General features: G+C 64.6%; 26 protein-coding genes. 12 read left to right on the top strand and 14 right to left on the bottom strand.

The genetic code is table 11. The annotated features are described in order from the left end of the window. Together BTN82_RS06995 and BTN82_RS06990 are read left to right on the top strand one after the other, a co-directional pair. Positions 1-1,293 (top strand): AMP-binding protein (locus BTN82_RS06995; RefSeq protein WP_075118436.1); only part of this gene is annotated, 1,293 nt, incomplete at its 5' end. Between the two features lie 42 nt (positions 1,294-1,335). Further along, positions 1,336-4,602: an acetyl-CoA carboxylase family protein gene (locus tag BTN82_RS06990; RefSeq protein WP_075118426.1), complete on the top strand. Its 3,267-nt coding sequence runs from the start codon at positions 1,336-1,338 to the stop codon at positions 4,600-4,602. A 178-nt stretch (positions 4,603-4,780) separates the two neighbouring features. Here BTN82_RS06990 and BTN82_RS06985 read toward each other — a convergent pair whose 3' ends face one another. Continuing rightward, the gene (locus BTN82_RS06985) at positions 4,781-5,173 is read right to left on the bottom strand and encodes a hypothetical protein (RefSeq protein WP_075118425.1); all 393 of its coding nucleotides are present in this window, start codon (positions 5,171-5,173) and stop codon (positions 4,781-4,783) included. 227 nt (positions 5,174-5,400) lie between these two features. Then, positions 5,401-6,264, bottom strand: coding sequence for a DMT family transporter (locus BTN82_RS06980; protein ID WP_075118424.1), 864 nt, complete (start codon positions 6,262-6,264; stop codon positions 5,401-5,403). Between the two features lie 188 nt (positions 6,265-6,452). Here BTN82_RS06980 and BTN82_RS30895 point away from each other — a divergent pair, with 188 nt between their 5' ends. Then, positions 6,453-6,650, top strand: a complete 198-nt coding sequence (locus tag BTN82_RS30895) for a hypothetical protein (RefSeq protein WP_148169469.1) — start codon at positions 6,453-6,455, stop codon at positions 6,648-6,650. Here the strand turns inward: BTN82_RS30895 and BTN82_RS06975 are convergent. Then, positions 6,632-7,570, bottom strand: a complete 939-nt coding sequence (locus tag BTN82_RS06975; RefSeq protein ID WP_075118423.1) for an aspartyl/asparaginyl beta-hydroxylase domain-containing protein — start codon at positions 7,568-7,570, stop codon at positions 6,632-6,634. The genes BTN82_RS30895 and BTN82_RS06975 overlap by 19 nt on opposite strands. A 251-nt stretch (positions 7,571-7,821) precedes the next feature. Continuing rightward, a complete protein-coding gene (cysK, locus tag BTN82_RS06970) occupies positions 7,822-8,796 on the bottom strand; it encodes a cysteine synthase A (RefSeq protein WP_075118422.1) in 975 nt (324 codons plus the stop codon). 355 nt (positions 8,797-9,151) lie between these two features. On the opposite strand from cysK, the gene BTN82_RS06965 reads away from it, so the two are divergent. Together BTN82_RS06965 and BTN82_RS06960 are read left to right on the top strand one after the other, a co-directional pair. Further along, the gene (locus tag BTN82_RS06965; RefSeq protein WP_016705272.1) at positions 9,152-9,997 is read left to right on the top strand and encodes an AAA family ATPase; all 846 of its coding nucleotides are present in this window, start codon (positions 9,152-9,154) and stop codon (positions 9,995-9,997) included. Between the two features lie 12 nt (positions 9,998-10,009). Further along, the gene (locus BTN82_RS06960; RefSeq protein ID WP_075118421.1) at positions 10,010-11,188 is read left to right on the top strand and encodes a vWA domain-containing protein; all 1,179 of its coding nucleotides are present in this window, start codon (positions 10,010-10,012) and stop codon (positions 11,186-11,188) included. Positions 11,189-11,594: 406 nt separating this feature from the next. On the opposite strand, the gene BTN82_RS06955 is transcribed toward BTN82_RS06960, so the two are convergent. From BTN82_RS06955 to BTN82_RS06940, 4 genes are read right to left on the bottom strand one after another with little or no spacing between them, the layout of a single operon-like run. Then, complete coding sequence (locus tag BTN82_RS06955; protein WP_075118420.1) at positions 11,595-12,512, bottom strand: biotin-dependent carboxyltransferase family protein; 918 nt, start codon at positions 12,510-12,512, stop codon at positions 11,595-11,597. After that, entirely contained in the window at positions 12,509-13,213 is a 705-nt protein-coding gene (gene pxpB, locus BTN82_RS06950) for a 5-oxoprolinase subunit PxpB (RefSeq protein ID WP_075118419.1), read from the bottom strand. The genes BTN82_RS06955 and pxpB overlap by 4 nt, the downstream gene beginning before the upstream one ends. Then, entirely contained in the window at positions 13,210-13,959 is a 750-nt protein-coding gene (locus BTN82_RS06945) for a 5-oxoprolinase subunit PxpA (RefSeq protein WP_075118418.1), read from the bottom strand. Before BTN82_RS06945 ends, pxpB begins: the two co-directional genes overlap by 4 nt. Before the next feature lie 58 nt (positions 13,960-14,017). Continuing rightward, positions 14,018-15,304 (bottom strand): MFS transporter, encoded by a 1,287-nt coding sequence (locus BTN82_RS06940; protein ID WP_075118417.1) that lies wholly within the window; start codon positions 15,302-15,304, stop codon positions 14,018-14,020. Between the two features lie 140 nt (positions 15,305-15,444). Here BTN82_RS06940 and BTN82_RS06935 point away from each other — a divergent pair, with 140 nt between their 5' ends. Continuing rightward, positions 15,445-16,359, top strand: coding sequence for a LysR family transcriptional regulator (locus BTN82_RS06935; protein ID WP_075118416.1), 915 nt, complete (start codon positions 15,445-15,447; stop codon positions 16,357-16,359). A 106-nt stretch (positions 16,360-16,465) separates the two neighbouring features. Here the strand turns inward: BTN82_RS06935 and BTN82_RS06930 are convergent, their stop codons facing one another. Genes BTN82_RS06930 through BTN82_RS06920 form a run of 3 tightly spaced genes read right to left on the bottom strand, consistent with a single transcriptional unit; the run spans position 16,466 to position 18,315 of the window. Beyond that, entirely contained in the window at positions 16,466-17,008 is a 543-nt protein-coding gene (locus tag BTN82_RS06930) for a DUF2937 family protein (protein ID WP_075118415.1), read from the bottom strand. Positions 17,009-17,018: 10 nt separating this feature from the next. Continuing rightward, positions 17,019-17,795, bottom strand: a complete 777-nt coding sequence (locus tag BTN82_RS06925) for a class II glutamine amidotransferase (RefSeq protein WP_075118414.1) — start codon at positions 17,793-17,795, stop codon at positions 17,019-17,021. A gap of 25 nt (positions 17,796-17,820) precedes the next feature. Next, positions 17,821-18,315, bottom strand: a complete 495-nt coding sequence (locus BTN82_RS06920; RefSeq protein WP_075118413.1) for an MFS transporter — start codon at positions 18,313-18,315, stop codon at positions 17,821-17,823. A 101-nt stretch (positions 18,316-18,416) separates the two neighbouring features. Between BTN82_RS06920 and BTN82_RS06915 the strand changes: the two genes are divergently transcribed. Further along, positions 18,417-20,471, top strand: coding sequence for a S9 family peptidase (locus tag BTN82_RS06915; RefSeq protein ID WP_075118412.1), 2,055 nt, complete (start codon positions 18,417-18,419; stop codon positions 20,469-20,471). 103 nt (positions 20,472-20,574) lie between these two features. Then, on the top strand, positions 20,575-21,048 hold the full coding sequence (locus BTN82_RS06910) for a cyclic nucleotide-binding domain-containing protein (protein WP_075118411.1): 474 nt from the start codon (positions 20,575-20,577) through the stop codon (positions 21,046-21,048). Here the strand turns inward: BTN82_RS06910 and BTN82_RS06905 are convergent. Then, positions 21,045-21,350: a hypothetical protein gene (locus BTN82_RS06905; protein WP_075118410.1), complete on the bottom strand. Its 306-nt coding sequence runs from the start codon at positions 21,348-21,350 to the stop codon at positions 21,045-21,047. The genes BTN82_RS06910 and BTN82_RS06905 overlap by 4 nt on opposite strands. A 75-nt stretch (positions 21,351-21,425) precedes the next feature. On the opposite strand from BTN82_RS06905, the gene BTN82_RS06900 reads away from it, so the two are divergent. From BTN82_RS06900 to BTN82_RS06885, 4 genes are all read left to right on the top strand, one after another. After that, on the top strand, positions 21,426-22,112 hold the full coding sequence (locus tag BTN82_RS06900; RefSeq protein ID WP_075118409.1) for a hypothetical protein: 687 nt from the start codon (positions 21,426-21,428) through the stop codon (positions 22,110-22,112). A 49-nt stretch (positions 22,113-22,161) separates the two neighbouring features. Next, positions 22,162-22,527: a YajD family HNH nuclease gene (locus BTN82_RS06895; RefSeq protein WP_007926907.1), complete on the top strand. Its 366-nt coding sequence runs from the start codon at positions 22,162-22,164 to the stop codon at positions 22,525-22,527. Between the two features lie 187 nt (positions 22,528-22,714). Continuing rightward, on the top strand, positions 22,715-23,182 hold the full coding sequence (locus BTN82_RS06890; RefSeq protein WP_007926908.1) for an RNA methyltransferase: 468 nt from the start codon (positions 22,715-22,717) through the stop codon (positions 23,180-23,182). A gap of 86 nt (positions 23,183-23,268) precedes the next feature. After that, positions 23,269-23,646: a DUF2892 domain-containing protein gene (locus BTN82_RS06885; RefSeq protein ID WP_075118408.1), complete on the top strand. Its 378-nt coding sequence runs from the start codon at positions 23,269-23,271 to the stop codon at positions 23,644-23,646. Between the two features lie 125 nt (positions 23,647-23,771). Here the strand turns inward: BTN82_RS06885 and BTN82_RS06880 are convergent, their stop codons facing one another. Together BTN82_RS06880 and BTN82_RS06875 are read right to left on the bottom strand one after the other, a co-directional pair. Beyond that, positions 23,772-25,010 (bottom strand): hypothetical protein, encoded by a 1,239-nt coding sequence (locus BTN82_RS06880; protein ID WP_075118407.1) that lies wholly within the window; start codon positions 25,008-25,010, stop codon positions 23,772-23,774. A 40-nt stretch (positions 25,011-25,050) separates the two neighbouring features. Further along, positions 25,051-25,500 (bottom strand): YcgN family cysteine cluster protein, encoded by a 450-nt coding sequence (locus BTN82_RS06875; protein ID WP_075118406.1) that lies wholly within the window; start codon positions 25,498-25,500, stop codon positions 25,051-25,053. Positions 25,501-25,742 lie beyond the last annotated feature (242 nt).

Here is a 25,742-nt window from a genome sequence, read left to right as displayed (position 1 = left end):
GTACTGTGCCTGGATCAATTGCTGGAGGTGGTGCGGGCCGTCCGTGAGCCGTGCGCGCTCAGCCACGTCCTGGCCACCAGCCTGTCGGAGCTGTGCCCCGCGAACCCCAGCATTCCGGTGCCGGACCTGCTGCTCGCGGCGAAGCTCGGCGGCGACGATTTCATCGACTTCTACCCCGCCCTGGCGGCCTGCACCGCAAACCCTCCCGAACATCGTCCGCAGCTCGACGACATTGCCGCCCTCAACTACACCGGCGGGACGACCGGGCTGCCCAAAGGCTGCGTGCACACCCATGGCGACATGCTCTACACCTGCGCCAGTTTCGTGCCGGTCGCCCTGGGCCTGACACCGGACAGCGTCTTGCTGAATTTCCTGCCGGAATTCTGGATTGCCGGGGAAAACGCCGGCTTGCTGTTTCCCGTCTACGCCGGTTGCCGCCTGGTGCTGCTGGCACGCTGGGATGCCCTGGCCTTCATGACGGCCGTGACGCACTACCGGGTCAGCCATTGCGGCCTGCTGGTGGACAATGCCGCCGAAGTGCTGGAACACCCGGATGTCGGCGCATTCGATCTGTCTTCATTGCAGCGGACCGGTTGCATCTCCTTCGTCAAGAAGCTGACCCGCGACTACCGCTCCCGCTGGCACTCCCTGGCGGGCTGCCATCTGTTCGAGTTCAGTTTCGGCATGACCGAAACCCACACCTGCGACACCTTTACCGTCGGCCTGCAAGAGGACGACTTCGACCTCAAAAGCCTCCCGACCTTCGTCGGCCTGCCAGTGCCCGGCACCCAGTTCAAGGTGTGCGACTTCGAGACGGGAACGCTATTGCCGCTGGGCAGCGAAGGCGAGCTCTGCATACGCAGCCCTTCACTGATGCACGGCTACTGGGGACAGCCGGCTGAAGCCGCCGCCACCCTTCGAGACGGCTGGCTGCACACCGGCGACCTGGGCCTGATCACCGAAGCGGGTTTTATCCGCTACCTGGGCCGGCGCAAGGAAATGCTCAAGGTCAACGGCATGAGCGTCTTTCCCGGCGAACTGGAGGCTTTGCTCGGACAACACCCGGCTGTCCTGGCGTGCGCGGTGATCGGGCGACGGGACGAGAATCGCGGCCAGGTACCGGTGGCGTTCATCGTGCTCAAGCCTGGCAGCGACGACAGCCGCGACAACCTCGTCGCCTGGTGCAAGGGCGCCATGGCCAGTTACAAGGTGCCGGACATACGCCTGGTCGACGCGTTGCCCATGACCGCCACCGGCAAAGTGAAAAAAGACCAGCTGGAAACATTGCTGTAAGCCGCCTTTCGGCTTCCCTTACCCCCTATCGTGAGTCATGCCATGTTCCATCGCCTACTGATCGCCAACCGTGGCGAGATTGCCATTCGTATCGCCCGCGCCTGCGCCGACCTGAATATCCGCAGCGTCGCCCTCTACGCCGAAGACGACGGCGCCAGCCTGCATACCCGCCAGGCCGACCTGGCGGTACCGCTCAAAGGCCGGGGTGTTCCGGCCTACCTGGACATGCAGCAACTGATCGCCATCGCCCGTGAACAGGGCTGCGACGCCGTGCACCCCGGCTATGGTTTCCTTTCCGAAAACGCCCGCTTCGCCCGCCTCTGCGAAGACGCAGGCTTGCGTTTCATCGGCCCTTGCCCGCAGGTCCTGCAACTGTTCGGCGACAAGGCCGCGGCCCGCGCCCTGGCCGAAACCTGCGACGTCCCGCTGGTCCGGGGAATCAACCGCGCGGTCAGCCTGGACGAAGCCCGGGCGTTCCTTGGCGAGCATGGCGCGATCATGCTCAAGGCCCTGGCGGGTGGCGGCGGCCGCGGGATGCGGGCGGTGTTTAACGACACAGAACTGGATGAAGCCTTTACCCGCTGCCAGTCGGAGGCCCTGGCAGCCTTCGGGCAAGACGCGCTGTATGTCGAGCAACTGGTGGTCGAGGCGCGGCATATCGAAGTCCAGGTATTGGGCGACGGCAGCGGCGCGGTCAGCCATCTCTGGGAGCGCGACTGCAGCGTGCAACGACGCAACCAAAAGCTGCTGGAGATCGCCCCCAGTCCGGAACTGGCCAGCGCTACCCGCGCGGCCATGATCGCCGCGGCCCTGAAACTCGCGGGCACGGTGAAATACCAGGGGATCGGCACGTTCGAATTCCTCCTGGACCAGCAACACCCGGAGCGCTTCTACTTCATGGAGGCCAACCCGCGGATCCAGGTCGAACACACGGTCACCGAAGCCATCACCGGGGTCGACCTGCTACAGACTCAATTGCGCTTGAGCGCCGGGGCTTCGCTGAGCGAACTGGGGCTGAGCCAGCCTCCGGCGGTGCGCGGTTGCGCCGTGCAACTGCGGATCAATCTGGAGACCCTGCAAGCCGACGGCAGCACTCGGCCCGGCGCCGGTACGCTGAGCGCCTACCAGCCCCCCAGCGGCCCCGGCTTGCGGGTGGACGGTTACGGCTATGTCGGTTACCCGGTGAACCCCAGCTACGATTCGCTGCTGGCCAAACTGATCGTCCATGCCGAGGATTACCCGACGACGCTGCGCCGTGCCTATCGCGCACTGTGCGAATTTCATCTGGCCGGCGTGAGCAACAACCTGCAATTGTTGCAGAACCTGCTGCAATGCCAGGCCGTGCAAGACCACCGGGTCGGCACCCGATTTGTCGAGCGCAACCTGGACCAACTGCTGAAAACCACGCCCCAATCCCATCGGTATTTCAGCAGCCAGGCCCAGACGCCCGATACCCCTGCCCCGCACTGCGAAGCCCCTGCCGGCACCGTGCCGCTGACCGCGCCGACCGCCGGCGTCCTGGTCAGCCTGGAAGCGACCGAAGGCGCAGCCCTGGTGGCCGGGCAAAGGGTGGCGGTACTGGAAGCCATGAAGATGGAGTTCGAGGTCAGGGTCAGTCAAAGCGGCATCGTGCGCGCCGTGTCCGCACAGCCCGGCGACATCCTGGGCGACGGCCAGCCCTTGCTGTTTCTCGAACCGGCCGATATCGCCAGCGACGCCTTGCAGCACGAGGAACAACATGACCTGGCGCATATCCGCGCCGACCTGGCCGAAGTCCTGGAACGTCACGAGCGCCTGACCGACGCCCGGCGCCCCGCCGCATTGGCCAAGCGCCGCAAGACTGGCCAACGCAGCGCCCGGGAAAACTTGCGGGATCTCCTGGACGACGGCAGCTTCATCGAATACGGCGCCACGGCCCTGGCGGCGCAACGACGCCGGCGCTCGCCCGAAGAGCTGCTGGAGTTGAGCCCGGCCGACGGCCTGATCTGCGGAATCGGCACGGTCAATGCCGCGGACTCCGTCGCGCAGTCGTCACGCTGCATCGCCATCGCCTACGACTACACCGTGTTCGCCGGCACCCAGGGGGTGATGAACCACAAGAAAACCGATCGCATGCTCGGCCTGGCACAACAATGGCGCCTGCCCGTGGTGCTGTTCGCCGAAGGCGGCGGCGGTCGCCCGGGGGACACCGATTTTGTCGGCGTGGCGGGCCTGGATTGCCATACCTTCGCGGCCATGGCCCGGCTCTCTGGGTGGGTGCCCACGGTGGGGATCGTCTCCGGACGCTGCTTTGCCGGTAACGCGGCGCTGCTGGGTTGCTGCAATGTGATTATCGCAACCCGCAACGCCAACATCGGCATGGCCGGCCCGGCGATGATCGAAGGTGGCGGCCTGGGCAGTTTCACTCCCGAGCAGGTCGGCCCGGTATCGGTACAAGGCCCCAATGGCGTCATCGATGTGCTGGTCGAGGATGAGGCCGAAGCCGTGCGCGTGGCCAAACAGTACCTGTCCTACTTTCAAGGCGCGCGCCAGGATTGGCATTGCGCCGATCAGCGCGAGTTGCGCCATCTGATTCCGGAAAATCGCCTGCGGGCCTACGATATCCGCCACGTCATCGAGACCCTGGCCGACAGCGACAGCGTGCTGGAACTGCGTCGGCAGTTCGCCCCGGGCCTGATAACCGCGCTCATCCGTATCGAGGGCCATCCGTTCGGCCTGATCGCCAACAATCCCATGCACCTTGGCGGCGCCATCGACGCGGCGAGCGGCGACAAGGCTGCGCGCTTCATGCGGTTGTGCCAGGCCTTCGGCCTGCCGATCGTGTCCCTCTGCGATACCCCCGGTTTCATGGTCGGCCCCGAAGCGGAAACCCAGGGCACGGTGCGCCACGTCTCGCGCATGTTCGTCACCGCCGCCAGCCTGAGCGTGCCGTTCTTCACCCTGGTATTGCGCAAAGGCTACGGTTTGGGCGCCCAGTCCATGGCCGCGGGCAGCTTCCACTCACCGCTGTTCACGGTCGCCTGGCCCAGCGGCGAGTTCGGCGCCATGGGCCTGGAGGGCGCTATTCGCCTGGGCTTCGCCAAAGAGCTGGCGGCCCAGACGGAGCCAGCCGAGCGCAAGGCGCTGTACGACAAACTGGTGGCCAAGGCCTACGAACAAGGCAAGGCCTTGAACATGGCCAGTTACCTGGAAATCGATGCGGTGATCGACCCGCAGGAAAGCCGCGCATGGCTGATGCGCGGGCTGCAGGCCGCGGGAAGCCCTGGCGAATCCGGCCCTTCGTCGCGAACCTTCGTCGACACCTGGTAACCGGCGGCGCAAAGCGGCTGCCCCAGGGTAGCGGCAACGCCTGGCATTGATTATCAGGCTTGCCGCTCTTCTACCCAGGGAACCCGGCCATGCCCCGAATTCCTGAGCGTGATCCAGCCGGCGGCGCTACATCCAGCCGTCGGCGATGCAGGCGTTCATGAACTCGATAGAGGGGGGATCACGGCGATGTCAGGGTAATCACGTACATCCCCGACGTGACCGCCTTGCCCGCCGTGTCGACCAGGGCGTACTGCTGATCGTAGTAGCGCCCCTCGTGGCCAGTGTCCGTCACCAGCTTGACGTTGATGGGCGACCGGCCGAGAGCCGTCACCGCACGCGAGGGGCCGACGCCCTCGACCCGGATGTCGTTGCCGCGAGAAAGCGTCGGGCACTGGCGCAGGCTCAACGCGACAGGGCCGTGGGTCGCCGCCTCCGCATTGGGCGTACAAGGCTCTTCAACGATGCTGCCGTGAAAATAGATCACTCCCTGAATGCCTTGAGGGGCTGCGACACAAGCGCCACTCAACCCCAGAAACATGCCGACACCTGCCAAAACCAGCTTGGTACTCATTCTGACTTCTCCTTTGGGCCTGGGGAGTATGTCGTCAGTGTAGAGCCGATCTTTAACTTTTAAGGTTTGTCTTATTCACAAGCAAAAACAAACAAGGTAAATGCGAATAAAAACAGATATCAATAAGCCACTATTGGTGTCGGCCAGGCACTGCCAATCTGAAGAGCGTCCAGGCAAAAAAAGCGCAGCCCTCGCTCGAGTCGAAAGCTGCGCCCGCCCCTCATGAATCAGGCGTTCTTGCGAAACACAAACACCAGGCCGACGATGATCAGCAGCATGCCGAACCAGCTCAGCAGCGCCAGCCGGTTACCGAAGACCAGGTAGTCCATCACTGCCGTCACCGCGGGCACCAGGTAGAACAGGCTGGTGACATTCACCAGGTTGCCGCGGGCGATCAGCCGGTACAGCAGCAAGGTCGCCAGCACCGAGACCACCAGCCCCATCCATAGCGCCGGCACCACGAAGCCGAGGCTACGCTCGACGTGAAACGGCTGGAACGGCACGAACAGTGCGCACAGCACCAGCCCGGCCAGGTACTGCACCGGCAAGGTGCCCAGCGGGTTGTCGGTGATGCGTTTCTGCATGATCGAGCCCAGGGTCATGCTCGCCAGGGCCAGCAGGCCGAAGAGCATCCCGGCCAGCGACATGCCGGCCAGGCCGATGCCCTGATAGACCACCATGATCAACCCGGCCAGGCCCAGCGCCAGGCCGAACATCCGGCTCCAGGAACGCTGGCGCTCCATGATCACCACCGTGAGGATCGGCTGTACTCCCATGATGGTGGCCATGACCCCGGGCGTGACCTTCAGGTCCAGGGCCAGCAGATAGAAGATCTGGTACGCCCCCAGCAACACCAGCCCCGTGGCCACCGCGAACAGCATCGGCTTGCGCCCGCGAGGCAAACGCAGCTTGAGCAAGGGAATCAACAGCACCAGGGCGCACAGGGCAATGGCGAAACGGATCAGCAGGAAGGCGAAGGGCGACGCATGGGCCAGCCCCCATTTGGAGAAGATCGCCCCGCTGCTCCAGAGCAGGACGAACAGGCTCGTGGAAGCCGCCGCGAACGCGGACTTTTTCGATAGGACCAACATGAATACCACCTGTAGTCAGGCAAATAGCCAACTCAGCCGAAGCTGAAATTCAGTAGTTTTTTCCGGCGGGCACGGGGAACAGCAGCGGTTGCTGATCAGCCCCGTACGACGACGCTCGGCGGCGATACGACGACGCTCGGCGGCGATACGACGGCGCGCACCGGCGGGCTACTGACAGGTGGGGGGTAATGACTGATCTGCACAGGCTGCTGATTCCCGCACGGCACGACGCCAGCGTTGACCGCCGAATCGACTACCGCGTTGATGAGGGAATGGGGCATGTGCTGATCTTTCTGAAGAGGAAGGGCGAATCTTCTGAATCACCGAGCGCCGACTATAACCAGCGCCCGATATCCATGGCAACGTTTTATCCGAACAGCCAATAACCCAGGGCCGTCAGCACCACCACCGCCAGCACCGGGCGCATGACGCGGTAGAGCTTCGGATTGCGGCGCTTCCACTGCTTGACCACGCCACTGATGCGGTCGCTGAAGCGCTTGCTCCAGGCATAGGCCTGGTTGATCCCGCCGACGCGCTCGTCGTCGAGGTTCTGCGGCGCGGTGGCACGCCCCAGCCAGGCGCTGATCCAGCGATTGACGCGGGTCATCAGGCGGTTGCTCAGCGGCCGCTCGATGTCGCAGAACAGAATGACCCGGGTCTTGTCGGTCTCGTTCTTCACCCAGTGCACGTAGGTTTCGTCGAACATCACGTCTTCGCCATCGCGCCAGGCGTAGACCTGGCCGTCGACGAAAATCCGGCAGTCGTCGGAGTTCGGCGTGGACAGGCCCAGGTGATAACGCAGGGAACCGGCGAACGGGTCGCGGTGCGGGTTCAGGTGGCTGCCGCCGGGCAGCAGGGCGAACATCGCACCCTTGACGTTGGGAATGCGGCTGACCAGCTCGACGGTCTTGGGGCACAGCAATTCGGCCGACGGCAGCGGCTTGTCGTACCACTTGAGGTAGAAGCGCTTCCAGCCCTTCTTGAAGAACGAACCGAAACCGGCGTCGTTGTTCTTCTCGGCGGCACGAATATAGCCCTCGTCGAACAGATGCATGGCCTCGTCGCGAATGACTTCCCAGTTGTCCTTGAGCACATCCAGCTCGGGGAACTTGCTGCGGTCCAGGTAGGGTTTGGAAGGCACCCCGGAAAACAGGTACATCAAGGCGTTATAGGGCGCGAACAGCGCCGAATGGTTGACGAACTGACGCAACACCGGCAGTCGCGCCTTACCACGCAAATGCACGTAGAGAGTGCTGCCGATAAATAGCAGCAACACCGCGAACTTGGCGGCGAACGAAAGGCTCATGCAACATCTCCTTGAAATAAATCACCGGCGGGGCAGCATTCAACCGGTATGGCAGCCGGCCATGATAAACACTCCGGGCCCCTGGAAAAACCCGCACAAACCAACAATCAGTGTTAACGGTCGTGCAACAAAACGCTGATTAACACACCGTGGCTGAACGCCAGCTGACACATATCAGCACAAATGCAATGACAACCCAGTCGCCGGCAAGACGGCCGTTGCGAGCCGGCCGGCAACCTTGATCCTGCTGTTTACTGCTGGTTTTCCTGCTCGGTGAACAGGTCGCTGAACAACATGCTCGACAGGTAACGCTCGCCCGAGTCCGGCAGCACCACGACAATGGTCTTGCCCTGCATCTCGGGGGTTTCCGCCAGGCGCACCGCCACCGCCATCGCCGCGCCGCAGGAGATGCCGCAGAGGATGCCCTCTTCCTGCATCAGGCGCAGGGCCATGGCCTTGGATTCCTCGTCGCTCACCAACTCGACCCGGTCGACCATCGACAGGTCGAGGTTGCTCGGCACGAAGCCGGCGCCGATGCCCTGGATCTTGTGCGGGCTGGGCTTGATCTCTTCGCCAGCGAGTTTCTGGCTGATCACCGGCGAGACGCTCGGCTCCACCGCCACCGACAGGATCGGCTTGCCCTGGGTCTTCTTGATGTAGCGCGACACTCCGGTGATGGTGCCGCCGGTGCCGACGCCGGCCACCAGCACATCGACGGCGCCGTCGGTGTCGTTCCAGATTTCCGGACCGGTGGTCTTTTCGTGGATCGCCGGGTTGGCCGGGTTATCGAACTGTTGCGGCATGAAGTACTTGGCCGGGTCGCTGGCGAGAATCTCCGCGGCCTTCTCGATGGCGCCCTTCATGCCCTTGGCCGGCTCCGTCAGCACCAACTCGGCCCCCAGGGCCTTGAGCACCTTGCGCCGCTCGATGCTCATCGAGGCCGGCATGGTCAGCATCAATTTGTAACCGCGGGCCGCGGCGACGAACGCCAGGCCGATGCCGGTATTGCCGGAAGTCGGCTCGACGATGGTCATGCCCGGCTTCAGTTTGCCGCTGCTTTCAGCGTCCCAGATCATGTTCGCGCCGATCCGGCACTTCACCGAATAACCCGGGTTGCGCCCTTCGATCTTGGCCAGGATGGTGACGCCGCGCGGCGCGATACGGTTGATCTGCACCAGCGGCGTATTGCCGATGGAGTGGGCGTTGTCAGCGAAGATACGGCTCATGGCTGGCTCCTTGTACAGCGTGGAGGAAAGTTCTCAAGGGTATGCCTCGCACCCATGAGCGTCCAGTCGGGACGAACGGCTGCGACACCCGGGCGTCAGTGCCTGTCTACCCCAGGGAGCGAGCCTGCCCGCGATGACCGGCAACGCTGACCCATGGCACCAGGAAAAACGCGGCGCCAGGGCATGCTTCGCGAGTCAGCTGGCGCCTACAGACTCCACAGTGACCGCCCATTCAGAGACTGAATGGGGCGTCTGCGTTCACAGTCGGCCGGACGCCGCGTTATAGTCGGCCACCGTGTTTTTATTCTTCCGACCTGCGTGCCGCATGTCGGCGTTACCGTTCGAGGAATTGCAGATGAAGTTCGAAGGCACCAGCGCATACGTCGCCACCGATGACCTGAAGCTGGCCGTCAACGCCGCCATCACCCTGGAGCGGCCGCTGCTGGTCAAGGGCGAACCGGGCACCGGCAAGACCATGCTCGCCGAGCAACTGGCCGAGTCCTTCGGCGCCAAGCTGATCACCTGGCACATCAAGTCCACCACCAAGGCCCACCAGGGCCTGTACGAGTACGACGCGGTCAGCCGCCTGCGCGACTCGCAACTGGGCGTGGACAAGGTGCACGACATCCGCAACTACCTGAAAAAGGGCAAGCTGTGGGAGGCCTTCGAGTCCGAGGAGCGGGTGATCCTGCTGATCGACGAGATCGACAAGGCCGATATCGAGTTCCCCAACGATCTGTTGCAGGAACTCGACAAGATGGAGTTCTACGTCTACGAAATCGACGAGACCATCAAGGCCAAGCAACGCCCGATCATTATCATTACCTCCAATAACGAGAAAGAGCTGCCGGACGCCTTCCTGCGCCGCTGCTTCTTCCACTACATCGCCTTCCCCGACCGCACCACCCTGCAGAAGATCGTCGACGTGCACTACCCGGACATCAAGAAGGACCTGGTCAGCGAAGCGCTGGACGTGTTCTTCGACGTGCGCAAGGTGCCGGGCCTGAAGAAGAAGCCTTCGACTTCCGAGCTGGTGGACTGGCTCAAGCTGCTGATGGCCGACAACATCGGCGAAGCGGTGCTGCGCGAGCGCGATCCGACCAAGGCCATCCCGCCCCTGGCCGGCGCCCTGGTGAAGAACGAGCAGGATGTCCAGTTGTTGGAGCGCCTGGCGTTCATGAGCCGTCGCGGCACCCGTTAAGAGGGCATTGCCATGCTGCTCAACCTGTTCAATGAAATGCGCGCGGCCAAGGTGCCGGTGTCGGTGCGCGAGCTGCTGGACCTGATCAACGCGCTCAAGCAGCGCGTGACCTTCGCCGACATGGACGAGTTCTATTACCTGTCGCGGGCGATCCTGGTGAAGGACGAACGGCATTTCGACAAGTTCGACCGGGCGTTCGGCGCCTACTTCAACGGCCTGGAGAAACTCGACGACCACTTGCAGGCGCTGATTCCCGAGGATTGGCTGCGCAAGGAATTCGAGCGCTCCCTGACCGAAGAGGAACGGGCGCAGATCCAGTCCCTGGGCGGGCTGGACAAGCTGATCGAAGAGTTCAAGAAGCGCCTGGAAGAACAGAAGGAACGCCACGCCGGCGGCAACAAGTGGATCGGCACCGGCGGCACCAGCCCCTTCGGTTCCGGCGGCTTCAACCCGGAAGGCATCCGCGTCGGCGACGCCGGCAAGCGCCAGGGCAAGGCAGTGAAGGTCTGGGACCAGCGCGAGTACAAGAACCTCGACGACCAGGTCGAGCTGGGCACCCGCAATATCAAGGTGGCCCTGCGCCGGCTGCGCAAGTTCGCCCGCCAGGGCGCGGCGGACGAGCTGGATATCGACGGCACCATCGACCACACCGCCCGCGACGCGGGCCTTTTGAATATCCAGATGCGCCCGGAACGGCGCAACAACATCAAACTGCTGTTGCTGTTCGACATCGGCGGCTCGATGGACGCCCACGTGAAGATCTGCGAAGAGCTGTTCTCCGCGTGCAAGACCGAGTTCAAGCACCTGGAGTACTTCTATTTCCACAACTTCATCTATGAATCGGTGTGGAAGAACAACCTGCGCCGCGGCTCGGAACGCACCTCGACCCAGGACCTGCTGCACAAGTATGGCGCCGACTACAAAGTGATCTTCGTCGGCGACGCCGCCATGGCGCCCTACGAAATCACCCAGGCCGGCGGCAGCGTCGAGCACTGGAACGAAGAAGCCGGCTACGTGTGGATGCAGCGCTTCATGGAGAAGTACAAGAAGCTCATCTGGATCAACCCCTACCCGAAAGACACCTGGGGCTACACCGCCTCGACCAACATCGTGCGCGACCTGATCGAAGACCAGATGTACCCGCTGACCCTGCGCGGGCTCGAAGAAGGAATGCGCTTCCTGTCCAAGTAAGCCGATCCCTGTAGCCGCTGCCGCGGGCTGCGAAGCAGACGTGCTCTTGAGTCTGCCTGAAGGCCCTTCGGGCCTTATCGCAGCCTTCGGCAGCGGCTACAGGGACCGCGAACACCTCAATACCCCAACCATGCACAATCCATGTAGCCGCTGCCGAAGGCTGTGGTCGGCTGCGAAGCAGACGTGCTCTTGAGTCTGCCTGAAGGCCCTTCGGGCCTTATCGCAGCCTTCGGCAGCGGCTACAGGGACCGCGAACACCTCAATACCCCAGCCATGCACAATCTATGTAGCCGCTGCCGAAGGCTGCGCACGAGCGGCACGCTCGCGGCGATCTTGCTGGCGCCGGAGACCCTATGGGTCTTGCGCAGCCTCGCAAGCTCGGCAGCGGCTACAGGGGTATTCCGGGTCATACGAAACCGCGTAGAAACTCCACCTGCTGGCGGTGCGCCGTCTCTTGCACCACGGGCGTCAGCCGCACCTCGCTGCCCGGCAGGCATTGCGCCAATCGGGCCAGCGCCAGGGGCGTCAGGGCGCCCAGGCGCGGATAACCGCCGATGGTCTGCCGGTCGTTGAGCAACACGATCGGCTGGCCGTCCGGCGGCACCTGGATCGCCCCCAGGGGAATGCCTTCGGAAATCATCGGCGGCCCTTGATAACGCAGTTGCGGCCCCAGCAGGCGCATGCCCATGCGGTCGGCGCGGCTGTCCAGGGTCCAGGCGCTGTTGAAGGCGTCGAACAGGCTCTGGCCGCTGAACTGGCCGATCTGTGCCCCGAGAATCACCTCCAGCGGCGCCTTCGATTGCAGGTCCGGCAACTGCTTGCCGGACAGCGCCTTGAGGTTCACCCCGGCCCCGGAATACCCAAGCCGCGCGCCCTCGGCCAACGGCCGGCCGAAGCCGTCGAGCCCGCCCAGCTCCTCGCGGGCCACGCTGGCGCAACTGCCCAGCACTTTGGGCGCGTCGAAGCCGCCGGGCGCCGCCAGGTAGGCCCGCGCACCGAAAAACGGCTGGGTGAAGCGCAAGCGCTGGCCTTTTTGCAGGATAAAGCTGCGCCCCGGGCTCAGCGGGCGCTCATCGATAAAGGCGCCCAGGTCGGCGCCCGCCAGCGCCAGCAGGCACAGCTCTTCGGCCACCACACTGAAACCGCCGAGGGCGATCTCGATCACCGGCGCATACAGGGCGTTGTCCAGCAGCCAGTTGGCCCAGGACATCGACACCCAGTCCAATGCCCCGCCCTGGGTCACGCCCAGGTGGCGCACGCCAAACCGCCCGGCGTCCTGCAACAGGCACAGCGGCGTGCTGGCTTCAATGGTCAGACGGCTCATGCCGGCACCTCCAGGGGTGTGTCGTCGCCGCCCAGGCGGATGAACTCGGCGCGGTCCACCGCGGCGAAACGCACGCTGTCGCCCGGCTGCATCAGGCTGTAGCCGTCGCGCTCGCGGTCGAACAGACGGCTCGGGGTGCGGCCGATCAGGTTCCAGCCGCCCGGCGACACCACCGGATAAGCCGCGGTCTGGCGCTCGGCAATGCCCACGCTGCCCGCCGCCACGCGCTTGCGCGGCGTGTCCAGGCGCGGCGCGGCCAGCGCTTCGTCCACCAGCCCCATGAAGGCGAAGCCCGGGGCGAACCCCAGGGCGAACACCTGGTATTCGCGCCCGCTGTGGCGCGCGATCACTTCGCTCACCGACAGGCCGCTGCGTTTCGACAGCAGGCTCAGCTCGGGGCCGACGCTATGGTCGTACCAGACCGGCAGCACATGGCGTCGCCCGCCGGTGCGCGAATCGGGCGTGAGATCGGTCAGCGCCGTGTCGATCAGTTCCCTGGCCTGGGACGGGCTCAGGGCCGTCAGGTCGTAGTGCACCATCAACGTGGTGTAGGACGGCACCAGGTCGACCAACTGTCCGCCGAAGGCCGCCCGCAGACGTTCGCTGGCAGCGAGCATCCACGGCATGTTGGCTTCGGCGATCGCGTCGAACAGGCGCACCATCAGGCAGTCGATGGCCACCACTTCAAGGCGTATGTTCATGCTGGCAACTGCTGAAGGGCCGCGCGAATACGCTGCACGGCGGCCACCGAACTGGCGTTGTCGCCGTGCACGCACAGGGTATTGGCTTGCAGCTGCAAGGCACTGCCGTCGCTGGCCTGCAACGCCTCGCCGCGAGCGATGGTCAGCGCCTGGGCAATGATCGTCGCGCTGTCGTGATGCACCGCCCCCGGCAACTGCCGCGAAACCAGGTGGCCAGCACTGTCGTAGGCGCGGTCGGCGAAGGCCTCGAACCACAGGGTCACGCCGTATTCGTCGCCCAGGGCCTGGGCCGCGCGGTTGTCGCGAGTGGCCATGAGCATCAGCGGCAGCGTCTTGTCGTAGGCGGCCACGGCCTCGATCACCGCGCGCAGCTGCGCCGGCTTGGCCATCATGTCGTTGTACATGGCGCCATGGGGTTTGACGTAGCTCACCCGGCCGCCCTGGGCCCGGCAAATGCCGTCGAGGGCACCGATCTGGTAATGCAGCAGGTCTTGCAGTTCCTGGGCGCCGTAGGCCATGGACCGACGGCCAAAACCGGCCAGGTCCTGGTAGGCCGGGTGCGCGCCGACCCGCACGCCGTTGGCCAGGGCCAGGCCGACGGTCTTGCGCATGATGCTCGGGTCGCCGGCGTGGAAACCGCAGGCGATGTTGGCGCAATCGATGAACGGCATCACTTCGGCATCCAGGCCCATGGTCCAGTTGCCGAAGCTTTCGCCGATGTCGCAATTCAATAACAGGCGGCTCACGGTCAGTGCTCCTGTAGCTTTTGTCGTTTTGGCTGCGGGGAGGCCCACAGGTTATCAGTTAGCGCGCTTCGAGTTGCTTGCCGCGGGTTTCCGGCAGGCTCAGGGCGGCCAGGACCACGATGCCGTAGGACACCGCGGCGAACGTGCCGATGGCCGCGCCCAGCGGGATGTGCTGGCTGAGCAACCCGATCAGCAGCGGGAACAGGGCGGCCAGGGCCCGGCCGCTGTTGTAGCAGAAGCCCTGGCCCGAGCCGCGGATCCGCGTGGGAAACAGCTCGGTGAGGAAGGCGCCCATGCCGCTGAAGATTCCCGACGCGAAGAAGCCCAGGGGGAAGCCCAGCCACAGCATCACCGCGTTGCTCACCGGCATCTGGGTGTAGAGCAGGACGATGGTGAACGAGCCGGCGGCGAATAGGATGAAGTTCTTCTTGCGCCCCAGAACGTCCGTCAGATAAGCGCTGATCACATACCCCACATACGAGCCGAAGATCACCATGGCCAGGTAGCCGCCGGTGCTCAGCACGCTCAGGCCGCGTTCGGTCTTGAGAAAGGTCGGCAGCCAGAACGTGATGGCGTAGTAGCCACCCTGGGCACCGGCCGCCAGCAACGAGGCGCGCAAGGTGGTGCTGAGAATGCCGGGGGCGAAGATCTCGTAGAACCGCGCCGGATTGTCGGTGGTTTCACGGGCGCGGGTTTCCCGGTAGACCTCCGGGTCCTTGACCAGGCGGCGGACGAAAATCACGAAGATCGCCGGCAGGATGCCCAGCAGGAACAAGGCGCGCCAGGCGTCTTCCGGCGGCAGCAGGGAATACATCAGCGCATACAGCAGCGCCGTTACGCCCCAGCCCAGGGCCCAGCCGGACTGCACCATGCCCACCGCCTTGCCGCGGTTTTCGGCGCGGATCACCTCGCCGATCAACACCGCGCCGGCGGTCCATTCGCCGCCGAAACCGAAGCCCATCAGGGTCCGGGCGATCAGCAATTGCTCGTAGCTCTGGGCCAGGCCGCAGAGGAAGGTGAAGAAGGCGAACCAGAGCACGGTCAATTGCAGGGTGCGCACCCGGCCAATGCGGTCGGACAGGATGCCGGCGATCCAGCCGCCCAGGGCGGAGGCCAGCAAGGTGCTGGTGTGGATCAGGCCGGCCTCGGCGGAACTGATGCCCCAGAGCGCGATCAGGGTCGGGATGACGAAGCTGAGCATCTGCGTGTCCATGCCGTCCAGGCCGTAACCGGCCTTGCAGCTCCAGAACGTGCGACGCTCCTGCTGGTTGATGTCGCGGTACCAGTCGAAGGGACCGGCGCGGCCTTTGGCCTTGCTGGCGGCGAGCGTGTCGGGCGCACTCATGGCAAATCTCCACCTGAATTTTATTGGTATTGTTCTGGGCCCCGACGACGCTTATCGTGAGACGCAGCGATTCTTGGCGCCCGCGCCCCGCTCCGTCCAACTAATAAAAACCGCCTCCAGACATAAGAAAAGTTGATCGCATGAACTTGAAGTTTCTCGAAACCTTCGTCTGGGTGGCGCGCCTGAAAAGCTTTCGCCTGACCGCCGACAAGCTCTTCACCACCCAGGCGTCGATCTCCAGCCGCATTGCCGTGCTCGAGGGCGAACTGGGGGTGAAGCTGTTCCTGCGCGACTCGCGCGGCGTGACCATGACCCCGGAAGGCCTCAAGGTGCTCGACTACGCCGAGCAGATGATCGACACCATGCAGGCGCTCAAGCACTCGATCGAGACCCGTTCGAGCAAGGTCGGGCGGATTCGCATCGGCGTCATGGACACAGTGATCCACACCTGGCTCAGCCCGCTGGTGGCGCAGATGATGGACCACTACCCGCAGGTGGAAATCGAGCTGGTGGCCGACACCTCGCTGAACCTGTGCGACCAGTTGCAAAAGGGCTTTCTCGACCTGATCCTGCAAACCGACCTGTTGCGCCAGGAGTCCATTCGCAGCCTGGAACTGGCCAGCCACCCGATGGGCTGGATCGTCGCCAGCCACTCCCTCTACAACCGCGACTACGCCAACCTGGCCGAACTGGCCCGGGAACGCATCATCACCTACTCGAAGAATTCCCTGCCGCACCAGGACGTGCTCAGCCTGCTGCAGGCCAACGGCGTCAGCGCGCCACGGCTCAACTGCGTGAATTCGGTGTCGGCCATCACCCGCCTGCTGCGCGACGGCTTCGGCATCGGCGCCCTGCCGCCGGTGCTGGTCAGCGAAGAACTGGCCCGCGGCGAGCTGACCCTGCTGGGCATCGACCAGCGCCCGCCGAACTTGCAGGTGGTGGTGTCGTGGCGGGTGGGTGTGGAGTGGGCGGAAGACGTGGTGGTGCTGTGCCAGCAAGTGCTGGAGCGCTACGCACAGAAGGTCGGGGAAAACTACATCGTCCTGGCAAGCTGACCCCGTGTAGCCACTGCGGCAGGCTGCGCACGACCGCGAAGCAGGTGTCGCCCTTCAGATCGCAAGAGGTCCTGCGGACCTTACGCAGCCTTCGGCAGCGGCTACATCACAACCCCTTCAAATCGCGCTCTTCGATCGGCCGGCTCTGGCGCAGGCGCTTGCCACCGAGCACCACCCAGTCGATCAGGCGGTACAGGCATTCCAGGCCGAACGACAGCAGCAAGGCGCCGCTCATTGCCCAGGTCATCGCCTCCGGGGTCAGCAGGATCTGATAGCTGTAGCCGTTCCAGGTTTCCTTGCGGATGTCCGGGTCGGCGGCCAGCACCACTTGCAGCAGGCGGATGTACCACGGGCCCTGCATGGCCTGGAACTGCTTGTCCAAGGCATGCTGGCGAACGAGCAAGGTGCTCAGGCTGTCGGCGTCGCTGCGGAACACCGGATCCTCGCTGGCCCGATAGTGGCCGACCAGCGCCTGCAGATCGCCCTTGAAGAACTGGTTGGCGGTGCCCTGGAACCCTTGCAGGCTGGCCTGAGCCTCGATCAGATGAGCCTCGACGCGCTTGGCGTAATCGTTGATGAACCCCGGCACCTGGACCCCGACCAACAGGCCCGCCGCAAACAACACCAGCCGCAGATAACTGAGCAACATAGGGATGTCCTTATTCGGTCTGGCCGTGAGCGACGCACTCGCCGCGCCGCCATAGGCTCCATTGGCCCGGCTCGTAGCGAGTCCAGGTTTCGTTTTCGGTCAAGGGTTCGGTGGCGATCACCGTCACCACGTCGTTGGGCGTGGTTTCGGCCTGGAAGTCGACGATCACATCGACGTCCTTCAAGCGCGCCGGGCCAAAAGGCGCGCGGCGGGTGATCTGCGCCAGCTTGGTCGAGCAATAGCAAAACAGCCAGTCGCCGTCGCTGAGCAGGCAATTGAACACGCCCTTGCTGCGGTATTCGGCGCAAGCGGCGACCAGCGACGGCAGCAGTTCCTCGACCTCCACCGGCTCGGGAAACGCCGTGCGCACGCGGTTCAGCAGGTCGCAAAACGCCGCTTCGCTGTCGGTATCGCCCACCGGACGATAGAAGCTGGCGGCCGGCTGGAAGCCCGCCAGTTGGCCGTTGTGGGCAAAACACCAATTGCGCCCCCACAGCTCGCGCACGAACGGATGGGTATTGGACAGGCAGACCTTGCCGACGTTGGCCTGGCGAATATGGCCGATCACCACCTCGCTCTTGATCGGGTAGCGCTGCACCAGATTGGCCACTTCCGACTCGCTGCTCGCCGCCGGGTCCTGGAACAGGCGCAGGCCGCGCCCCTCGTAGAACGCGATGCCCCAGCCGTCGCGGTGCGGGCCGGTACGCCCGCCGCGCTGCATCAGCCCGGTGAAGCTGAAGACGATATCGGTCGGTACATTGGCGCTCATGCCCAATAACTCACACATGCTCGGACTCTCGCTTCAATGCGGGTTACAGGCGCGGTTCGATCCGCGAGCGTTGGGGGGCGTCGGGCACTGGCGGGCGGCCATAACGATCGGCGCCGGCGCCGCCGAAAGGCTGGTCGTCCGGCTCCTCGGCGCGGACCGCGTCCTTCGCGGCTTGCGCCTGTTCCTTGCGGGCCCTGGAGGCACGTTCGATCGGCCAGCGGATCAGGACGAGCACCAGGTACAGGCCAAAGGCGATCATGCCGTACATGAACAGGTCGGAAACCGCGCGCCAGGCGTTGTTGCCGACCTTGAACAGCATGTCCAGGGCCGTGATGGCCACGGCCGGGGCGACCATGTCCTTGACCGGGTCGACGATGGTCGGGCTGAACAGCAGCACCGCCACCAGGATCCGCAGCGGCTCGCGCAGCCAGCGCCACATCCAGCGGGTCAGGCGCATCCACACCAGCAGGCAGCCCAAGGCGGCGAAGGCATAAAGCCCCCAGGCGATCAGATAGTCGTTCTCGGTCATGGTGTCCATGGCAAGGCAGGCAAAGAGGCGCTTATGATAACGACTTTTCGCATGCCAGGCTGCACCGCTGTCTGCCACGCCCTTAATTGTCACCGCCCCGAGAGCCCTCCATGCCCGTATCCGCCCACGTCACCCGCGCCCCGATTGCCCGCAAGGCCGAAGGCCAGGACCCGTACGCCTGGCTCCAGGAGCGCGACACCGATGCCGTGCTCGACTACCTGAAAGCCGAAAACAGCTACCAGGAAGCCGCCCTCGCCGACCAGGCCGCGCTGCGCGAAACCCTGTTCCAGGAAATCAAGGGGCGGATCCTCGAGACCGACCTGTCCCTGCCTTCCCCCTGGGGGCCTTACCTGTATTACACCCGCACCACCGCCGGCGACGAATACGCCCGCCACTACCGCTGCCCGCGCCCGGCCGACGACAGCCTGAGCGTCGACGAAAGCCAGGAACAGCTGCTGCTGGACCCGAACGCGCTGGCCAACGGCGGCTTCTTTTCCCTCGGTGCCTTCAGCATCAGCCCCGATCACCAGCGCCTGGCCTACAGCCTCGATACCAGCGGCGAAGAGGTCTACACCCTGTTCGTCAAGGAGCTGTCCAGCGGCAAGGTCAGCGAGCTGGACTTCGCCGATTGCGACGGCAGCATGACCTGGGCCAACGACAGCCTGACCCTGTTCTTCGGCGAGCTGGACGACACCCACCGCCCGCACAAGCTGTTCCGCTATCGCCTGGACGGCACCGCCGCCGAGGAAGTGTTCCACGAGCCGGACGGACGTTTTTTCCTCCACTGCTACCGTTCGAGTTCCGAAAAGCAGCTGCTGCTGTCCCTGGGCAGCAAGACCACCAGCGAAGCCTGGGTGCTCGACGCCGCGCAGCCGCAGCAGGCCTTCAGTTGCCTGGCGCCGCGGCGCGAACACCATGAATACGACGTCGACCACGGCCTGCTCGACGGCCAGTGGACCTGGTTTATCCGCAGCAACCGCGACGGCATCAACTTCGCCCTCTACCAGGCACCGGACCAGGGCCACGCGCCGGTCGAGGCCGACTGGCAGAACCTGATCCCCCACAACGCCAGCGTGATGCTCGAAGGCCTGAGCCTGAATGCGTCGGCCATGACCCTGAGTCTGCGCGAAGGCGGCCTGCCGATCATCGAGGTACGCCCCGAAGGCCAACCGGCCTATCGCGTGCAACTGCCGGACGCGGCCTACAGCCTGCACGTGCAGAACAGCCTGGAATTCGCCAGCCAACGCATCCGCCTGCGCTACGAGGCGCTGAACCGCCCGGCGCAGATCCGCCAGCTGGAGTTGGCCGGCGGCGAACAGGAAGTCCTCAAGGAAACCCCGGTGCTGGGCGCCTTCGACCCGGATGCCTATGTCAGCCAGCGCCTGTGGGCGACGGCAGCCGACGGCACCCAGGTCCCGATCAGCCTGGTGATCAAGCGCGAGGCCCTGGGCCGGCCGGCCCCGTTGTATCTCTACGGCTACGGCGCCTACGGCGAAAGCCTCGACCCGTGGTTCTCCCATGCCCGCCTGAGCCTGCTGGAACGCGGCGTGGCCTTCGCCATCGCCCATGTGCGCGGCGGCGGCGAGTTGGGCGAAGCCTGGTACCGCGCCGGCAAGCAGGAACACAAGCAGAACACCTTCAGCGACTTTATCGCCTGCGCCGAACACCTGATCGCCCAGGGCCTGACCACCTCCGAGCAACTGGCTATCAGCGGCGGCAGCGCCGGCGGCCTGCTGATCGGCGCAGTGCTCAACCAGCGCCCGGAACTGTTCAAGGTCGCCATCGCCGAAGTGCCGTTCGTCGATGTGCTCAACACCATGCTCGACCCCGACCTGCCGCTGACCGTCACCGAGTACGACGAGTGGGGCAACCCCGAGGAACCCGAGGTGTATGAGCGGATCAAGGCCTATGCGCCCTACGAGAATATCGAGGCCAAGGCCTACCCGGCGACCCTGGTGATCGCCGGCTACAACGACAGCCGCGTGCAGTACTGGGAAGCGGCCAAGTGGGTAGCCCGGTTGCGCGCCAGCAAGACCGACGACCACCTGCTGCTGCTCAAGACCGAACTGGGCGCCGGCCATGGCGGCATGAGCGGGCGTTACCAGGGATTACGTGACGTAGCACTCGAATATGCATTTGTTTTCAAGATTCTGGGCATCGCCTGAGGAACTCCGGCCGGCGCTCCTGTCTTAACCCGGGAGCGCCGGTTCCCGGCCCTGCCGCAAACGCCCGGAACCGCAACAGCCCCAAGAAAAAGACCGTGACGATATGCCCGAACCCACCTTGTTGAACAAAGAAATCCGCGACTGGCTGATGGATTGCGGACTGTTCGATCAACTCCTGCCGGCCGACTTCAACGCCGCCGCCGGCTATTTCAGCATCAGTAGCATCGCCCAGGGCCAGGCGATTTTCCGCGAAGGCGACGCCGGCAGCTTCATGTGCATCATCCATTCCGGCCAGGTGGCGGTGCAGAAAACCAACGGCGAAGGCCAGTGCGTGACCATCGCCACCCTGCGCAGCGGCCGGGCCTTCGGCGAAATGGCGGTGCTCGACGGCGAGCGGCGTTCGGCCACCTGCGTGGCCGCCAGCGATTGCCGGTTGCTCAACCTGGGCAAGGACTCGCTGGAAAAAATGCTCAACGACGCGCCGAAGATCGCCGCGAAAATCATCCGCGCCCTCGCCGTCTCGCTGTCCAAACGCCTGCGCATGGCCGACGGGCAGTTGCTGTCGCAACAGGTCTAGCCGCCCGGCGTTTTGGCTTTCGTCTCGTTCTGCTGCAAACCCGGCAGCGGCTGGTCCTTCGGCGGCTTGGGCATGTCGATCGGCGGCAGCAACGGCGCGCCGCCCGCGGCTCCGGCCTTGGGGGTGCTGGGGGGCGTGACCTGCGGATAAGGGGTCGGGGTCGCAGTGCCGGGCGAGCCGACGGTGGGCACCGGCGTCACGGGTACGGCCAGCGGTTCGTCGGCGTGCCCGGCGCTCATCGCCAGCGCCGCACTTATCGAGAGCGCTGCCTGGGCAATGACCGTTAGAATAGTGCGCTTCATCAATGGCTCCATCGCTATTGTCAGCCCTCAGGCTACTCCCAACCGGGCCGGTTTGCCTTCCTCATTGAGACCCTCATGAAACGTTTCGTTCTGCTGGACACCACACCGATTCCCGAAACTGGCGGAGCCTTGTGCCTGTTCGAGTACGGCGAGGATTTTGTCATCAAGATCCAGGGCGGCGACGGCGGGCAATTGATGAACACGCGCATGCACGGTTCCGAAGACGCCCTGGCCGAGATCCCTTGCCGCAAGGTCGCCGGGCGCCCGAATTCGCGGGTGCTGATCGGCGGCCTGGGCATGGGCTTCACCCTCGCCTCGGCCCTCAAGCACCTGGGCAAGAGCGCCGAAGTGGTGGTCGCCGAACTGGTGCCGGGGGTGGTGGAATGGAACCGTGGGCCGCTGGGGGAAAAATCCGGCCGGCCGTTGCTCGACCCGCGCACTGTGATCCGCCAGGAAGACGTGGCCAAGGTGCTGCAGGCCGAACCCCAGGGGTTCGACGCGATCATGCTCGACGTCGACAACGGCCCCGAAGGCCTGACCCAGAAAGCCAACAGCTGGCTGTACTCCGCCGCCGGGCTGGCGGCCTGCGCCCGGGCGCTGCGGCCCAAGGGCGTACTGGCCGTTTGGTCGGCCAGCGCCGACAAACAGTATTCCGACAAGCTGCGCAAGGCCGGTTTCAAGGCCGAGCAAGTGCAGGTCTTCGCCCATGGCAACAAGGGCACCCGCCACACCATCTGGATTGCCGAGAAGCTCAAGGCCTGAGCTAAACTTGGCGCATAACCGTCATCAGTCTTTGCATAAAGGTGAACCCATGAGTTCGACCAACACCTCCAAACTGGACCGCATCCTCGCCGACGCCCAGCGCGACCGCGAGATGGGCTACCGCGACAAGGCCCTGAAGATGTACCCGCATGTCTGCGGACGCTGCGCCCGCGAGTTCTCCGGCAAGCGCCTGAGCGAACTGACCGTGCACCACCGCGACCACAACCACGACAACAACCCGCAGGACGGTTCCAACTGGGAACTGCTGTGCCTGTACTGCCACGACAACGAACACTCGCGCTACACCGACCAGCAATACTTCGGCGAGGGCTCCCTGAGCACGCCGAAAGTCGCCAAGGCCACCCACAACCCCTTCGCCGCCCTGGCCGGGTTGATGAAGAAAGACGACGAGTAACCTTGCGGGCACAGCGTCGCCTGTACCGTTCCTTCGTGAGCAAGCTCGCGCCTACGGGTATTGCGTAAACCTTGTAGGAGCGAGCTTGCTCGCGATGGCAGCAGCCAGGACGCCACTGCCCAAGCGCCTCACGCCCCCTCGTCCAATCCCCGTATAATCGCGTTTTTTTCTCCAAGGCTCCCCGCTCGTGGCAAACAAAAGGTACAGCTGCATCGGTTTGTATAACCCCAAGTCGCCGGAGAACGTCGGTTCGGTGATGCGCGCCGCCGGCTGCTATGGCGTCGCGTCGGTGTTCTACACCGGCAAGCGCTATGAACGGGCTCGCGACTTCGTCACCGACACCAAGAAGGTCCACCAGGACATTCCGCTGATCGGCATCGACGACCTGAAGAAGATCCTGCCCCTGGGCTGCGTGCCGGTAGCGGTGGAGTTGGTGGAAGGCGCCCGCTCGCTGCCGGAATACACCCACCCGGATCGCGCGTTGTATATCTTCGGCCCGGAAGACGGCTCCCTGGACAAGGACATCCGTGACTGGTGCGAGGACGTGGTGTACATCCCGACCACCGGTTGCATGAACCTCGCCGCCACCGTCAACGTGGTGCTTTACGACCGCCTGGCCAAGGGCAACAACACCCGCTCCGGTCCCAAGTTCTGAGTGCGCCCCGCGCAAGCCGAACATTCGATGGAACGCGCGCCGCGCCTGGGCAGTCAGTTTTATATCCAGCCCTTCGGAGACCGATCATGAGCGACAGCAAACAGCTAGAACGCATCGAAAGCACCCCGTTCCAGACCCCGCCCGCCCAGAACGTACAAGGCTGGGAGCGTATCGGCTCGCTGGCCGGCGGCGTGGTGATGGTCGGCAAGGGCCTGCGCCGCGGCGGGGTGTTCGGCTTGATCCAGGTGGCCATCGGCGGCGTCGCCCTGGCCCGCGGCATCACCGGCCACAGTTCGGCGAAAAGCCTGCTGGAGAAAAGCCGCCAGGACATGAACAACGTGCGGGCCAGGATCGAACGCGCCGGCGCGGAGCTGAAAAGCCTCAAGGCCAATGCCGAGGCGGCGACCCGTACCGCCACGGTGACCGGCGACGATTCGCTGAAATCGCCCAAGGCCGGGGTTTGAGCGGTAGCCTCGAACCCGGCGGAGGATGAACCGGCGCTATCGCGAGCAAGCTCGCTCCTACAGGTCTTGCGCAATCCCCTATAGAAGCGAGCTTGCTCGCGATGACCGCAAAGCGGTCGACTCCACTAGCGCAACAAGTCGCTGTCGAGCACCTTCGACGAATCCCCCAGCACGCTTTCACTGAGCTTGACGAACGCTTCGGAGTCGACGCTTTCCAGGCGCATCAACGCCCGTGTCACGTCGTCCAGCGAGCGCTTGTTGCGGGTTTTCAGGCGAATCTCCCGGTCCAGCTCCTGCAACAACAGTACCGCCCTGGCCACCGCCGCCGCGTCCACCTGTTCGCCGCGCAGGCTGGTGACGTCGTGGCTGTTCTTGGCCAGACGCGCCTGCAAGGCCTGGTAACGCTCGTCGCTCATGCCGCCAGCGCGGCGCAGCAACTCGATGGCGTAGTACTCCGCCAGCCCTTCGCCGATCCAGTCGCTGCGCTGGCTGTCGTTGATCCGCGCAAAGGTCTGGATCACCTCGCGCAACAGCGGGCTGGTACCGTTTTCGCTGACCAGCGGCAAACGACTGTGCAGGTACAGCGAATCGTGCCCGGACAGGCTGCCGCGCCACATCGGGTCGGCCGCGCCGACGATCAGCAATTTGCCCGGATGGCGGGGAAAGGTCGCCTGGATCTGCGGCCAGACGAAGGTCAACAGCGTCAGCACATCCATGCGCCGCATACCCTGCCCTTGCGGCGAGGCCACCGTGACTTCGGTCTCCCCCAAGCGGGTACGGCGGCTGCCCAGCGTGCCGGCCAGCATCCAGCCGGTAGGCCGGTCGAACAGGCGTGCGGGGTTATCGATGCGGAAACGGTTCTTGCCGATCCGCGGCCAGGCGGTTTCCACGCTTTTCCAGCCGGCGGGCAGCTCGAACTCCAGGCGCGACACCAGCTCGACGCCGTCCTGTTGATCGAGACGGGCCGCCGGCACCAGCGCGTCGCCGCGCCATAAGGCCCAATGCGCGGTCATGCGGCTGTCGAAACTGTCTTTTTTCAGGCTGTGGCTGATCCGCACCCGGTAGCTCAAGCTGGCCTTGCCGCTGGCCGGGCGCCACACCCCACGCTGGGCGGCGGAAGGCGTGGCCGGGTCGGACTGCCACTGGCCATCGGCCTTGAAGTCGCTGTAGTCGCCGTTCCTGCCCAGGTCGAAATCCAGGCTGCGGACCGCCGCGCCGTCGGCCAGGGTCAGGCGCACCTGTGCCTGGTCGCTCTGCGGCAGCAAGCGCACGTGATAATCCAGATCGACTTTCGTTGCCGCCCAGCCTGGCGCGCCGATTGCCAGCAGCCAGCCGGCCAGCGCCAGCCTTGCCCCCACAGCCATACACACTCCTTCGTGAATCACAGCTTGAACGCGCCCGGCGTCAGCCGGCGCGGAAAATCAGGTGATCTTCCCAGTCCTCTTCGGCCACGCTGCCTTCGGCGAGCATGCGTCCGGATTGGGAAATCCGCTCGTGGTGCACCGCATCGCAGTCACCGCACACCAGGTGATGCCAGAGCGGCAGGTCCTTGCCTTCGCTGACCAGGCGATAACCGCAGGTCGGCGGCAGCCACTTGAATTCGTCGGCCTTGCCCGGGGTGAGCTGGATGCAGTCCGGCACCGCATCGCGGCGGTTGGCGTAATCGCTGCACTGGCAGGTCTTCAGGTCCAGCAGTTTGCAGGCGATGCGCGTGTAGTAGACGCTGTTGTCCTCTTCGTCCTCGAGCTTCTGCAGGCAGCACAGGCCACAACCATCGCACAACGACTCCCACTCCTCCTGATCGAGTTGTTCGAGGGTTTTGCGTATCCAGAAGGGTTCGACTTTGGCGGCCATGGTTCGGGTAATCGGTATCGGACAGTGAAAAGGCCGCCAGTCTAGTGCCCCGGGCCCCGCGGGCCAAGCACTGGCGACTGTCGGTAACGGACTACTTGTCAGGCGACATGCCGCGCAGTAGTTTTGCTCGTCGGACAGACCCATGCCTGGGTGCCATTAGCGCTCGACCGCGCTGCCCCCGGCAAACCGTAAAGGGTCAGGAAAACCCCATCGCCCAGCCCAACTGCGCTCGTCGGGTTCCC

Source organism: Pseudomonas chlororaphis (genome assembly GCF_001921865.1).
GTDB classification, from domain to species: domain Bacteria; phylum Pseudomonadota; class Gammaproteobacteria; order Pseudomonadales; family Pseudomonadaceae; genus Aquipseudomonas; species Aquipseudomonas chlororaphis_D.
The sequence above is the reverse complement of the archived record's forward strand: the minus strand, read 5'-3'. Positions and strand labels throughout refer to the sequence as shown.